This is a genomic window from Phyllobacterium myrsinacearum, from assembly GCF_002980555.1.
Classification (GTDB): Bacteria; Pseudomonadota; Alphaproteobacteria; order Rhizobiales; family Rhizobiaceae; genus Phyllobacterium; species Phyllobacterium myrsinacearum.
Window position 1 is genome coordinate 368,507 of sequence record NZ_PVBT01000004.1, and the last position, 13,626, is coordinate 382,132.

Annotated in this window: 14 protein-coding genes; 5 read left to right on the forward strand and 9 right to left on the reverse strand. The window is 57.7% G+C overall.

Annotated elements, in window-relative coordinates; all coding sequences use genetic code 11:
* The first annotated feature begins 66 nt into the window (after positions 1-66).
* Together C5750_RS16355 and olsC are read left to right on the forward strand one after the other, a co-directional pair.
* A complete protein-coding gene (locus C5750_RS16355) occupies positions 67-630 on the forward strand; it encodes a methylated-DNA--[protein]-cysteine S-methyltransferase (protein ID WP_105734966.1) in 564 nt (187 codons plus the stop codon).
* Between the two features lie 232 nt (positions 631-862).
* Positions 863-1,714, forward strand: coding sequence for an ornithine lipid ester-linked acyl 2-hydroxylase OlsC (gene olsC, locus C5750_RS16360; protein ID WP_105734967.1), 852 nt, complete (start codon positions 863-865; stop codon positions 1,712-1,714).
* Between the two features lie 18 nt (positions 1,715-1,732).
* Here olsC and C5750_RS16365 read toward each other — a convergent pair whose 3' ends face one another.
* The 7 genes from C5750_RS16365 to cyoA are packed head-to-tail and all read right to left on the reverse strand — an operon-like array spanning position 1,733 to position 8,668.
* A complete protein-coding gene (locus C5750_RS16365) occupies positions 1,733-2,266 on the reverse strand; it encodes a response regulator transcription factor (protein WP_105734968.1) in 534 nt (177 codons plus the stop codon).
* On the reverse strand, positions 2,256-3,596 hold the full coding sequence (locus C5750_RS16370) for an ATP-binding protein (RefSeq protein WP_425350474.1): 1,341 nt from the start codon (positions 3,594-3,596) through the stop codon (positions 2,256-2,258). Before C5750_RS16370 ends, C5750_RS16365 begins: the two co-directional genes overlap by 11 nt.
* A 55-nt stretch (positions 3,597-3,651) precedes the next feature.
* A complete protein-coding gene (locus tag C5750_RS16375; RefSeq protein WP_105734970.1) occupies positions 3,652-4,464 on the reverse strand; it encodes an SURF1 family protein in 813 nt (270 codons plus the stop codon).
* 26 nt (positions 4,465-4,490) lie between these two features.
* On the reverse strand, positions 4,491-4,865 hold the full coding sequence (gene cyoD / locus C5750_RS16380) for a cytochrome o ubiquinol oxidase subunit IV (protein WP_105734971.1): 375 nt from the start codon (positions 4,863-4,865) through the stop codon (positions 4,491-4,493).
* Positions 4,862-5,497, reverse strand: a complete 636-nt coding sequence (cyoC, locus tag C5750_RS16385) for a cytochrome o ubiquinol oxidase subunit III (RefSeq protein WP_105734972.1) — start codon at positions 5,495-5,497, stop codon at positions 4,862-4,864. Before cyoC ends, cyoD begins: the two co-directional genes overlap by 4 nt.
* A complete protein-coding gene (gene cyoB, locus C5750_RS16390) occupies positions 5,494-7,500 on the reverse strand; it encodes a cytochrome o ubiquinol oxidase subunit I (RefSeq protein ID WP_105734973.1) in 2,007 nt (668 codons plus the stop codon). The genes cyoC and cyoB overlap by 4 nt, the downstream gene beginning before the upstream one ends.
* Positions 7,501-7,516: 16 nt before the next feature.
* Positions 7,517-8,668: a ubiquinol oxidase subunit II gene (gene cyoA / locus C5750_RS16395; protein ID WP_280952415.1), complete on the reverse strand. Its 1,152-nt coding sequence runs from the start codon at positions 8,666-8,668 to the stop codon at positions 7,517-7,519.
* 188 nt (positions 8,669-8,856) lie between these two features.
* Here cyoA and C5750_RS16400 point away from each other — a divergent pair, with 188 nt between their 5' ends.
* The gene (locus tag C5750_RS16400; RefSeq protein WP_105734975.1) at positions 8,857-10,185 is read left to right on the forward strand and encodes an MFS transporter; all 1,329 of its coding nucleotides are present in this window, start codon (positions 8,857-8,859) and stop codon (positions 10,183-10,185) included.
* Positions 10,186-10,191: 6 nt separating this feature from the next.
* On the opposite strand, the gene C5750_RS16405 is transcribed toward C5750_RS16400, so the two are convergent.
* Positions 10,192-11,019, reverse strand: coding sequence for a glycosyltransferase family 2 protein (locus C5750_RS16405; protein ID WP_105734976.1), 828 nt, complete (start codon positions 11,017-11,019; stop codon positions 10,192-10,194).
* On the reverse strand, positions 11,012-11,929 hold the full coding sequence (locus C5750_RS16410) for a glycosyltransferase family 2 protein (RefSeq protein WP_105734977.1): 918 nt from the start codon (positions 11,927-11,929) through the stop codon (positions 11,012-11,014). Before C5750_RS16410 ends, C5750_RS16405 begins: the two co-directional genes overlap by 8 nt.
* Before the next feature lie 261 nt (positions 11,930-12,190).
* On the opposite strand from C5750_RS16410, the gene rfbA reads away from it, so the two are divergent.
* Both rfbA and rfbC read left to right on the forward strand, forming a co-directional pair.
* Positions 12,191-13,072, forward strand: a complete 882-nt coding sequence (gene rfbA, locus C5750_RS16415; RefSeq protein ID WP_105734978.1) for a glucose-1-phosphate thymidylyltransferase RfbA — start codon at positions 12,191-12,193, stop codon at positions 13,070-13,072.
* Positions 13,069-13,623, forward strand: coding sequence for a dTDP-4-dehydrorhamnose 3,5-epimerase (rfbC, locus tag C5750_RS16420; RefSeq protein ID WP_162800156.1), 555 nt, complete (start codon positions 13,069-13,071; stop codon positions 13,621-13,623). Before rfbA ends, rfbC begins: the two co-directional genes overlap by 4 nt.
* The last annotated feature ends 3 nt before the right edge of the window (positions 13,624-13,626 follow it).

Consider the following 13,626-nt stretch of genomic DNA (forward strand, 5'->3'; position numbering starts at 1 on the left):
GAAACGGGTTGAATTCAGAGGCCGCCGGCATGATGTTCATGACATATGAAAGATGGAGGCCATGTCATGGGTCAGACAGTGCACAATTATCATGTTTTTGAAACCGAAGGCGGTTTTTGCGGGATTGCCTGGAATATGCGAGGTGTTACGCGATTCCAGCTTCCGACAAAGAGCGCTGAAGGAACGGAGCGGCTCTTGCTCCGGCGCCTGCCAGTCGCCGAACCCGCAACGCCCACTCCGGCAATTGCCGAAGCGGTTGCGGCGGTCAAACGCTATTTCAAAGGCGAAGAGACCGATTTTTCCGGAATCGTGCTGGACCTTGATGGGCAGGATGAGTTCTTCAAACGCATATATGACGCTGTCCGGCGGGTTGAATGGGGCCATACGGTCACCTATGGCGGACTGGCAAAGGAGCTTGGCGCCGGGCCGGAAGCGGCGCGCGACGTGGGGCAGGCGATGGCGAAGAATCCGGTTGCCCTGATCATTCCCTGTCACCGGGTGCTGGCAGCGGGCGGCAAGGTTGGCGGTTTCTCGGCGCCGGGCGGCTCAACCTCCAAAATCCGCATGCTGGAACTTGAAGGCGTGCATGTCGGCGCGCCTGAACCTGCCCAGCAAACACTGGGCTTTTAGCCCAACGCGACCTGAGCAGACCCTGTTGCGCGGATTCACGATCGTGTGATCCGCGCCATTCCTCCTGTGAAATGGCCAAAAAGCCTTTGAAAAAGGTGAGTTGGCTTCTCAATTATTGCTGCGGCACCTAGAAACTCCGCCTGGATCGTATAATCTGGTGCGCGAACGTCCGGCCGCGCGCCCCGAATGATGATGGCGGGCGGACTTTCGGTAAGACCAATGAATGATTGGGATGATCGTGACTGACAGAACCTTGAAAGACTCAGCTTCGGGACAATTGCAAACTGGAAATGCGGATCAAACCTTCGAGACGGCCGGCATCGCACCAATGGATCGCCCGAGCCGGATCACGCGCTTTTTCATGAGCATTGTCTCATGGGCCGAAGGGCTCAATCTCAAATATGCCAAATTCGGCAATCCTCCCGTCTACGACAATGCAACTTTTCCCTGGTCGAGCGAGATCGAGAAGGCCTGGCCGGAAATCCGTACGGAACTCGACCGTGTTCTTCTCCGGCAGAGTGAACTGCCGGCGTTCCAGGAGATTTCCACGGACGTTAAAACCATCTCGACCGACAAGAACTGGAAGACCTTCTTCCTGATCGGCTTCGGGGTGAAATCGGAACAGAATATTCAGGCCTGTCCGAAGACATGGGCGGCCGTGCAGAAGATTCCCAATCTGAAGACGGCCATGTTCTCGATTTTCGAGCCCGGCAAGCATTTGCCGCCGCATCGCGGTCCCTACAATGGCGTGCTGCGTCTGCATGTCGGCATGATTGTTCCCGAACAGTCAGACAGGCTGGCCATTCGCGTCAAAGACCAGATTTGCCATTGGCATGAAGGCAAGGCGCTGATTTTCGACGATGCCTACGAGCATGAGGCCTGGAATCATACGGACAAGACACGCGTCGTTCTCTTTGTCGACTTTGTGAAACCCACGCGGTTTCCCGCCAATTTCGTCAACTGGATGTTGATGAACCTGGCAGTGTTTACGCCGTTCATCCGGGAAGGGCTCGATAATCACAAGGAATGGGAAAAGCGCTTTTATGCGGAAGCGGAAAAGCTGCGAAACCAGCCCGGCCGATAGCTAAAGAGCAGCGCCGGGTCAATTCACCCGGCGTTTTTCCAGTTTGCGGGCGAGGGTGCGGCGGTGCATGCCAAGCCGCCGGGCTGCTTCCGAAATGTTGAAATCTGTTTCCACCAGCATCTGGTGGATACGCTCCCATTCCAGTGTTTTGATCGATGTCGGGCGTGCGGTCAGATCGATCTCCGTATTGCCTGCGGCCTTGCTGAAAGCGGCTTCAATATCATCTGAATTGGAGGGTTTGGCGAGGTAGTGACAGGCGCCGAGCTTGATCGCTTCCACGGCGGTGGCGATGCTGGCGAATCCGGTCAGCACAACGATCAGCATCTCCGAATTATGGGCATGCAGCGCCTCGACGCAGGTAAGGCCTGACGCGCCGGAAAGTTTCAGATCAACAATGGCGTAGTGGGGGGACTGGGTTTGCAGGATGTCCCGCAGTTCTTCCAGTCCGCTTGCCAGCACCACACGGTATTCGCGCCGTTCAAAAGAACGTTTTAGCGTCCGGGCAAACGCCGTATCGTCCTCGACGATAACCAGCAGCCGATCATGTGTCATGTTCGCGCACTCCGATGGCCAGCGAGGCAAGTGGCAGTTCCAGCGTCACGGACGCGCCGCCCTGCGGCAGGTTGCGGGCATGCACGGCGCCGCCAAGCTTGCGCACTGCATTGACGACCAGAAACAGTCCAAGACCGCCGCCGAGACGGCCCTTGCTTGACTGATAGGGCTTGCCGAACTTTGCCAGTATGTCCGGCTGGAAGCCAGGCCCGGCATCGTTGACACGCAGTACCAGCATATCACCCTCGCGTTCCGCCAGAAATCCGACCCATCCCGGCGATGCGTCGAACGCATTGTCGAGAACGTTGAAGATAACCTGTTTGAGCGCTGAGTCGGAAACAATCGTGAGATTGAGCCCGAAGGCATTTCCGTAGGAAAGCGTCGTGGCGGACCGCGCTGCCCGCCATTCGGCAACCAGTTCATCCAGGAAAGCATTGACGGTGGTCACCGTGGGTGCTTCGCCGCGCGCCTCGCCTGCCGCCAGCAGAATGCCCGTGACGATGGCCTTGCAGCGCTGCACTTCGGCCTGCATTTCATCGATTTCCTGAACGAGATCGGGATCGGCGGCAAGCGCCGGAACCCGGCGCCAGTCTCCGAGGATGACCGACAGGGAGGAAAGAGGCGTGCCCAGCTCGTGTGCTGCACCGGAGGCAAGCAGGCCCATGCGGACGATATGATCTTCTTCCGCCGCATGCTGTTTCAGGGCGGCAAGGTTCGCGTCGCGTTCGCGCAGGTTGCGGTTGATGCGGGCAACAAAGACAACGAGCAAGGCGGCATCGAGCACGAAACAGATGAGCATGCCGATGATGTGAAGGCGGAAAAGTTCGTCAGGGCCCTGACCGGGCAGTATGATCGGCTCGTAGAAAACCGTCAGGCCGGCAAAACTTATGCCGGCAATGGCGACGATTGCCGAGGTCAGGCGTGCGTCAAGCAGGACGGCGCTGAGTGTGACTTGCAGCAAATACAGAAAGATAAACGGGTTGGTCGCGCCACCACTCAAATAGAGCTGTGCCGTCAGTGCCGCGACGTCGAAAACAAGGACAATGAACAGGGAAGCCTGTGTGGTGATCTGGTCGTTGCGAAGCCAGACGATGCTGGCGAGGTTCAGCCCGATGAGGCCCGCGAGAACCAGGAACATTGGCAGCAATGGCAATTCAAGATTGAGCCATTCATGCACAACGGCGATTGTCACGACCTGCCCGATGACAGCGATCCAGCGCAACTGGATCAGCAGGTTCATGTTCTTCCAGTTGGCGGTATAGTCAGCCGGAGGCGTTACGGGACCTTGCCAGGCGCCCGCGCCGTTCCCGGTTTGGGAGTCTGGCTTCAGGTCTACGCGTTCAATTTGGGTATCGCGACTTGGGTTCAATGGCTCACTCAATATGTCAGGCCCGCATTCCCTGATCGTGCGTTGTCTTGGTTTGCGATGCCGAACCGGCTTTGTCAAACCGTATGGAGCTGCGCATTCGCCATTCGTACCGTCCGACGTAGAGCATCGCGGCGATCAGCATCAGCGCCAGGCTGAACCAGGTGAGCGCATAGACGAGGTGATTATTGGGGAAATGGAGAACGGTCAAACCGCCGATCGGAAGGTCCCGCGCATTGGCACCGGCATCCTGGTCGATGAAATAGGGTGCCGTGGTCCCAATGGCTTTTGCCGCAGCGATGGCGGCGACATCGCGCGAATACCAGCGGCCGGCAGCGGGGTCGTTGTGCCGCAGAAAGCCGCCCCTGGGCTCGGTCATGCGAAGAAGACCGGTCACGGTTCGCGCCGGCACATCGCTCACCTGCCATGAAGCCTGTGCAGCATCGTCCGGTACAAAACCGCGATTGATCAGGACGGTAAAACCATCATCTGTCTGGAACGGTGAGATGACCCAGGAACCGCTGCCGCGTTCGGTAACGGCCTTTACAAGCGTGTCGCGGCCGGCCCGGAAATGCCCGCTGACCTCAACATGACGGTAGCTGTCCCTGTCACCGATCCCGTGCCATTGAGACGGACCGGGTGCGGCAACTGCCGGTGCGTGGGCTTGCTGTTCAACGCGCTGGATGAGGTCGAGTTTCCAGACACGCCGCTCCAGCTGCCAGACGCCGAGACCAGTCAACAGAAGCACGCCCGAAAGACCGATCAGACCGAAGAGGCCGAGTTGCCACAGAGCTCTGGGCCGGGAGCGCGGAGAGTGGCCATCGTCATCCATTGCTTCGTCCTGGAATTATTCTGCCATCACGGTATCTGGCTCATGTCATGGCCGGGCATCATGTTGGTATTGAGGTGATACATGACCCATAGGGAGCCGGTCAGGGTGATGACGACGAGAACGAGCGTGAAGATCAGCGCCAGCATGTTCCAGCCGTTTTCCGACCGGACATTCATGTGCAGGAAAAACACCATATGGACCACGATCTGGATCACGGCCAATGCCATGATTGCAAATGCGGTTGCCTGTTTGGAGTCGAGCGCGCCGGTCATGACCAGCCAGAAAGGAATGGCCGTCAGGATGACCGAAAGGCCAAAACCGATCAGATAGGATCGCAGGGAACCATGGGCATGCCCATCGTCTTGCGCGTGGCCGTGATCATCCGTATGTGCTGGTGTCATCGCAACATTCCCATCAGATAGACAAAGGTGAAAACGCCAATCCAGATGACGTCGAGGAAGTGCCAGAACAGGCTGAGGCACATCAACCGGCGCCTGTTTGCCTGGATAAGGCCATAGCGCTTGACCTGGATCATCAGCGTGACCAGCCAGACCAGGCCCACGGTGACGTGCAGGCCGTGTGTCCCGACGAGCGTAAAGAACGATGACAGGAAGGCGCTCCGCTGCGGTGTTGCGCCTTCATGGATCATGTGCGCGAATTCGTAGAGCTCGATACCAAGGAATGCCAGGCCGAACAGACCGGTCAGTGCCAGCCATCCCTGTGTCGCGGCAATGCGTCCCTTGTCCATCGTCAGCATGGCAAAGCCATAGGTGATGGACGAAAAAAGCAGCATCGACGTATTGATTGCCACGAGCGGCAGATCGAAGAGATCCTTGGGTGAGGGACCTGCCGCATAATTGCTGCCAAGCACGCCGTAGGTTGCAAACAGCACGGCGAAGATGAGGCAGTCGCTCATCAGGTAAACCCAGAAGCCGAACATGGTGCTGCCGCCTTCGGCGTGATCATGCTCATCCACCAGATAGAATGTCGGCGCGGCTCCGTCCCCGTGCACTGCGGAAGCTGGTGAACTCATCGTGCAACTCCTGCGAGAAGAGCGGTTCGCTCACCTTCGGTGCGGACAACGTCCTCCGCCGGTATGTGGAAGTCGCGCTTGTAGTTGAATGTATGCCCGATGGTGACGGCCAGCAGGGCAATGAAGCTGGCTGCCGCGAGCCACCAGATGTACCAGATCATGGCAAAGCCGAAGATGATGCTCAGGACCGCCAGGATGATGCCTGTGCCGGTGTTGCTGGGCATGTGGATGGCCTTGAAACCTTCGAGCGGACGCGTGTAGCCGCGCCTTTTCATATCGTGCCATGCATCGAGGTCATGCACCACCGGCGTGAAGGCAAAGTTGTAGGCCGGTGGCGGCGACGCGGTTGACCATTCGAGCGTGCGCCCGTCCCAGGGATCGCCCGTCAGGTCGGCCAGCTTGTCGCGGTTGCGGATGCTGACATAGATCTGGATGAGGAAGGACAGGATGCCGATGGCGATCAGGACGGCGCCGAAGGCGGCAATCACGAACCAGATCTGCAGCGACGGATCGTTGAACACGCGTAGGCGCCGCGTTACGCCCATCAGGCCGAGCACGTAGAGCGGCATGAAGGCGAAGTAGAAGCCGATGACCCAGAACCAGAACGACATCTTGCCCCAGAACGGATCGAGCTTGAAGCCGAATGCCTTGGGGAACCAGTAGCTGATGCCGGCAAACAGGCCGAACAGCACGCCGCCGATGATGACGTTGTGGAAGTGCGCCACAAGGAACAGGCTGTTATGCAGGACAAAGTCCGCCGGTGGCACGGCGAGCAGCACGCCGGTCATGCCGCCGATGACGAAGGTCAGCATGAAGGCGATCGTCCACATCATCGGCAGCTCGAAGCGGATGCGCCCGCGATACATCGTGAACAGCCAGTTGAATATCTTGGCCCCGGTGGGGATCGATATGATCATCGTGGTGATGCCGAAGAAGGAATTCACGCTGGCGCCGGAGCCCATGGTGAAGAAGTGGTGCAGCCAGACGAGATAGGCGAGGATGGTGATAACGACCGTGGCATAGACCATCGACGTGTAGCCGAACAGGCGCTTGCCGGAGAAGGTGGACGTGACTTCGGAAAAGATGCCGAAAGCCGGCAGGATAAGAATGTAAACCTCCGGATGACCCCAGATCCAGATGAGGTTGACATACATCATAGGATTGCCGCCGAAATCATTCGTGAAGAAGTTCGTGCCGACATAGCGGTCAAGGCTGAGCAGGGCGAGAACGGCGGTCAGCACCGGGAATGCTGCCACGATCAGCACGTTGGTGCAGAGCGCTGTCCAGGTAAAGACCGGCAGCTTCATCATGGTCATGCCGGGTGCGCGCATCTTGACGATGGTCGCCACCAGATTGACGCCGGACAGCAACGTGCCGATGCCAGCGATCTGCAGCGCCCATATGTAATAGTCCACACCGACATCGGGGCTGTACCCGATATTGGATAGCGGGGGATAGGCGAGCCAGCCGGTCTTGGCGAATTCTCCGACAAACAGCGACATCATGACAAGGATTGCGCCGGCCGTGGTCATCCAGAAACTGAAATTGTTGAGGAACGGGAAGGACACGTCACGCGCGCCGATCTGCAGCGGAACGACAAAATTCATCAGACCGGTGACAAGCGGCATGGCGACGAAGAAAATCATGATCACGCCGTGGGCGGTGAACACCTGGTCGTAGTGGTGGGCCGGGAGATAACCATCGGAGCCGCCAAAGGCCATGGCCTGCTGCAGGCGCATCATGATGGCATCGGCAAAGCCGCGCAGCAGCATGACGATGCCGAGGATCATGTACATGATGCCGATGCGCTTGTGGTCGATGCTGGTGAACCATTCGCGCCAGAGATAACCCCAGAGGCGGTAATAGGTGAGGAGACCCACCAGTGCCAGGCCGCCAAGGGCCACCATGGCAAATGTGCCGACCAGGATCGGCTCATGATACGGGAAGGATTCCAGGGTCAACCGGCCGAAGACCGCCTTGAGAAGATTGGGATTATCAAACATGTCGGACTCAATCCGTTCAGGAATTCGATGGACGGCGCTGTGCGCCGAACAGTGGGGCAGTTGGGCGTGGCAGTCCGGCACCGAGTACTGGTGAGGTGTCGCGTGGTGACAGCAGCGGAGACTGTGCCGCGGCACGCATTCTCTCTTCCTCTTCCGTCGTGCATATCCGCGAGACAAAGGTTGCCGGTGGGGCGAAAATGGCGCCGCGCCGCCTGTATTTGTCATATTCCAGCGGGTGGACATTGTTGATGCCGGCAAGCCCGAGCCCGCCCTTGGCATCGATTGAACTCATTTCGTCCATGCACATTTTGCCAAGCTCGACGCAGCGGTTGAGCACGGCGGTGAAGAGTTGTGTCTCGACACTGCCGTAACGGCGCGCCGGCTCGTTTTCGCTGGGCCGTTCAAGTTCGAGATAGGCATTGCGATCCAGCTTGGTGCCCTGGGCTTTCACGTCGGCCATCCATTTGTCAAAATCGGCATCGGACAGGCCGAGGAAGGCAAATTTCATGCCCGAGAAACCTGCGCCGCTATAGTTCGCCGAGAAGCCCTCGAAGGTGCCGGGGTGATTGATCACGGCGCTAAGCTTCGTCTGCATACCCGGCATGGTGTAGATCTGGCCCGCAAGTGCCGGAATGTAGAACGAGTTCATGACTGCCGACGATGTCAGACGGAAATCGATGGGCCTGTCCACCGGGGCAGCCAGTTCATTGATGGTTGCCACACCGTATTCCGGATAGATGAACAGCCATTTCCAGTCGAGCGCTACGACTTCCACCTGCAGCGGCTTGACCTGCTTGTCGACCAGCTTGCCGGGTGCAATGCGATCCAGCGGACGGTAGGGATCAAGCAGGTGCGTACCCATCCATGTCAGCGCGCCAAGGCAGATGATGATGAGGAGCGGTGCGGCCCAGATGATCAGCTCCAGTTGCGTCGAGTGATCCCAATCGGGCTCGTAGCGCGCCGCTGCATTGGATTGGCGATAACGCCACGCGAAAAACACCGTCAGCAGCATGACGGGTACGATGATGATCAGCATCAGAATGGTCGAGATGACGATAAGATCCCGCTGCTGTGCAGCAACGTCGCCAGACGGGCTCATGACGACAGCATTGCATGCGGTCAGCATGGTGAGAAACGGAAGTATGGCGACGGCAAGAAAACGTTTCAAGGTCGTTCCTGTCATGATAACGGCGCTAATTTGCGCCATCCGTAGCGGCACCCCATTCAAAGTGACATTGGACAATTTGCCCAATCCTTCCCTAATGTGTCACAATGATAAAGGAGATGCTAGCATAAGCCGTGAACGCGGCTTGACGTCAGCAGCTGCCAAATCAGGATTGAGGAGCGCAACGAGACATGAGCGCGGAAATAGGGGTGCCCTCATCGACGACCCACGGACGTGACGTCAAGGGCCTGCATGGCCACGAGGATGTCAATGTCGGTGAGATCGCCATCGGCGTCATCATCGGGCGTACGTCGGAGTTCTTCGACTTTTTCGTTTACGCCATCGCCTCCGTGCTGGTCTTTCCCAAGCTTGTCTTTCCCTATGTCGATCCGCTGACAGGCACGCTCTATTCCTTTGCGATCTTTGCACTCGCATTCATTGCACGTCCGCTTGGGACTGTGATCTTCATGGCCATCGACCGTACCTATGGCCGCGGTGTCAAACTCACCATTACCCTGTTCCTGCTGGGAAGCTCGACGGTGGCAATTGCCTTTCTGCCCGGTTACGAGCAGGTGGGCTGGGTATCGGCGCTGCTTCTTGCGCTCTTCCGGCTCGGCCAGGGCTTGGCGCTGGGTGGCGAATGGGACGGTCTTGCTTCCCTTCTTGCGTTGAATGCGCCGGAACGCCGCCGCGGCTGGTACGCCATGATTCCGCAGCTCGGCGCCCCGCTCGGACTGATGGTTGCGGCCAGCCTGTTTGCATTCTTTGTCTCGCACCTTTCCGCGCAGGATTTCCTGGAGTGGGGCTGGCGCTATCCCTTCTTCGTCGCCTTTGCCATCAATGTGGTGGCATTGTTCGCGCGGCTGCGCATGGTCGTGACGGAGCAGTATGCCGAGCTCTTCAAGCGCCGGGAACTGCAGCCGACGACGGTCAGCGACACATTGCAGACCGAAGGCCGCCACGTCGTCATCGGTGCCTTTGCGCCTTTGGCCAGCTTCGCACTCTTCCATATGGTGACGGTGTTTCCCCTGTCGTGGGTCTTCCTTTTCACCGATCAGGGACCGGCCCGCTTCCTCATGATCGAGACCATCGGTGCAGCCGTCGGCGTCATCGCGATCTTTGCGTCCGGAAATATCGCTGACCGCGTTGGCCGGAGCCGTTTGCTCATCGCCACAGCCATCGCCATCGCCGTGTTCAGCGGGTTTGCCCCTCAGCTGCTGGACGGCGGCGATATCGGCGAAATCATCTTCATGGTCTTCGGGTTCCTGCTTCTTGGCCTGTCGTTCGGCCAATCCTCCGGCGCAGTCGCGTCGAACTTTTCCAGACGATACCGCTATACGGGATCGGCACTGACGACGGATCTCGCATGGCTGTTTGGTGCAGGTTTCGCGCCGCTTGTCGCCTTGATCCTGTCGAGCCGCTTTGGTCTGATCGCGAGCGGAGCCTATCTCCTGTCGGGCGCCGCATGCACACTGATTGCGCTCGCGGTGAACCGCCAGATCGACGGCCGCGACAAGTAAAGCCGCCTAGAAAAGCTTCAGCGGATAGGTCCCGTAGAATATCAATGCCGAGCGGAGGAACTGCCGGATGTGCCAAAGGCCCTTGCTTGCGGCCCGTCCGCCCTCATGCACGATCCTGACCGCTGGCACATAGGCAATGCGTGCTATCTTGCGAACGCGCAGGGAAATATCGAAATCCTCGAAATACAGGAGATAGCGCGGATCAAAACCGCCCAGCTGCCTGTAGACATCGCCGTTGAAAAACATGAAGCAGCCGCTGACGATGGGCGGGTCCCAGAAGGGGGTGCTGGCGATCTCGTCGCGCATTTCGTAGCGTTCGAGGCGCTGGCGGAACATTGCCTTGATGCCATTGGGGGCAAAACCGCGAAGAAGCAGGTCGAAGACTGCGGGATAGCGCTTGCAGAGATATTGCGTGCTCCCGTCCGGATTGAACGCCTTGGGCGTGATCAGTCCCGTTTCCGGCGCACCGGCCATGAATGCCAGTGCCTGTTTCAGGGCATCCGGCTCCATTTCCACATCGGGATTCAAGACGAGATGAAATTTCCCCGCCTTGTCCAGAACCATGTTGTTGGCCGCGCCAAAACCGACATTTCCATGCCCAGCGATGATCTCAAGGGGCAGGTCGGGCAGCAGATTTCTCATCCAGCTCTGGTCTGCGGGCTCGGGCGAATTGTCGATCACATAGAGTTTGGCGCGAAGCGGGGCGATCTCGTCCACGGCTTTGCGAAGGCTCGTCAGTGTTGTCGTGAGTACGGTTCGTTCGGGTTTGAAAATGACCACCCCTATGGTGAGGTCGAAGTCGGGGGAGGTGGCGGCAGGGCTGCGTTCAACCATTGTTCGGTTTCTTTCCCATACGGCCGGAAAGCCCGTGAAAAATGCCCAGCGTCATCATGCCGGCGTGCTGCAATCTTGGCACTGTAAAGACACTGTAGAACACAAATTTCCGGACGAGGCGGATCGCATCGACGATCTTCCAGTTGGCGCGCAGCCATGGCTGCCGGTACAGCCAGACGGCATTGCGGAAATGGTAGTAATGCCGCAGCGGGCTGTGCACCGGAATGAACCGCCCGCGAAACTTTATCGGATTGTCGCCCAGATCGTGCTGCATTTCGGCGGCGCAGACGCCAAACGACTGGTATCCCATGTGTTGCGCGCGCAGGCCCCATTCGATGTCGACATAGTCGATGAAGAGTTCCTCTTTCATGCCGCCAACGTCATCGAGGGTTGCTGTCGGAATGAGGCAGCCCGATGCTATGAGATAATCGACATCGACGACCGCACCGGCCGTGTCGCAGGCCTGCCGCCGAAGCCGCAATCCTTCTGTTTTGATGAATGGCGGCGGATTCTTTTGCCGCGAGTCCTCATAGCGCGGGCCGACGCATCCGAGCTTCACGCCTTTGGCAATCTGGGCCTTTGCCGCCGATAGCAGCCTGGCCACCATGTCTGGTGCCGGTATGCTGTCCTGATCGAGCAGCAGAACGAAGCTTGAACCTGATGCACGCGCCCGGTCGATCCCGACATTCTGCGCTTTCGCAATACCGTAATTGGCGTCAAGCGGTACAAATTCCGCTTGGGTGCTCCGACTTGCAAACCATGGTGCCAGATTCATTTTTGAACCGTTGTCGACGACGATGACACGTCCGACTTGCGGGGTGATCGCGTTGAGAAGTGCTGCAAGACCTGCAACATCCGGATTGTAGGTCACGATGATTGCGCTGACGTCTGGCTGCTGTTTAATTCGCATTTAAGATTCCGTGTTGCCTGGGCCGCATATTTGGTTACAAGCCAGAATTATGATTTAAAAACAATAAGCTGTGTGAGAGAAATCATCCCTGTTACGCTGTCTTCTCATTTCGTTCCAGTTGACTTGTCTTTCTGTTGTCGCCAAATGGTTTTTCAATGACCGGTGAACCGCATTTCGCCATCTTTGCATGAAACCAAGGATGGCTACTGCAGGCGTTATATATCAGCTCAATTTGTAGCATTGACATAAGGAAGCGATCGCATGAAGGGTATTATACTAGCCGGGGGCAGCGGTACACGTCTTTACCCATTAACGATTGCCGTGTCGAAGCAAATCCTCCCCATCTACGACAAGCCGATGATTTATTACCCGCTGAGCGTTCTGATGCTCGCCGGCATACGCGAGATTTTGATCATCTCGACGCCGCATGATCTGCCGCTTTTCCAGAAGCTGCTCGGAGACGGGGCTGATTTCGGGGTCAGTTTTTCCTATGCCGAACAGCCGCAGCCGAATGGCCTGGCAGAAGCATTCATCATCGGGCGTGACTTCATCGGCCAGGACAGTGTTGCGATGATTCTGGGCGACAACATCTATTTCGGCGACGGCCTTTCCAAACTCTGCCAGGTGGCCGCATCTGTGACCAAGGGCGGAATGGTCTTTGCCTATCACGTCGATGATCCACAACGTTATGGCGTGGTGGATTTTGACAAGGTCACCGGCAAGGCATTGTCCATCGAAGAAAAACCCGAACACCCCAAGTCGCATTGGGCCGTGACGGGCCTGTATTTTTACAGCAATGATGTGGTTGATATTGCGCGGTCGATTGAACCCTCGTCGCGCGGGGAGCTGGAAATCACCAGCGTCAACAATATTTATCTGGAACGCGGCGAATTGCAGGTTCAGCAGCTGGGCCGTGGTTATGCGTGGCTCGATACCGGCACGCATGACAGCTTGCATGAGGCGTCGTCATTTGTCCGGACCATCGAACACCGCCAGGGCATCAAGATTGCTTGTCCGGAAGAAATCGGCCTGGAATGGGGCTGGCTGAATGCCGATCAGGTACTTGAAAGAGCGGCAAAAATGGGCAAGACCGAATATGCCGCATATCTGCGGCGGCGTGCTGCGGAGATTGGAACAGAATGATGGAAGTCAGGCCTCTCGCCCTTGAGGGTGTTCTTGAGATTTTGCCGCCGAAGTTTGGCGACGACCGGGGCTTTTTCTCCGAAACCTACAATGCGGAGCGTTTTGACGCGGCCGGAATCACATTGCAGTTCGTGCAGGACAATCATTCGTTCTCCGCTGCAAAGGGCGTGTTGCGCGGCCTGCATTATCAGCTTCCGCCCCGCGCGCAGGACAAGCTGGTGCGCGTGGTCAAGGGCTCCATTCTCGATGTGGTCGTTGATATTCGCAAGAGTTCCCCGACGTTCGGAAAATGGGTTTCGCTCGAAGTTTCAGCAGCCAAGTGGAACCAGATCCTGGTGCCGAAGGGCTTTGCCCATGGTTTCGTCACTTTGGAAGAGAACACCGAGGTGATCTACAAGGTGACGGATTATTACTCGCCGCAACACGACCGCGGTATCCGCTTCGATGATCCTTCGATCGGCATTGACTGGCCGCTGGAGGCTTCCACGCTTCAGCTTTCCGACAAGGACCGCAAAGCGCCACTGCTTGACGGTTCGGACATTTTTCCCTGAGGG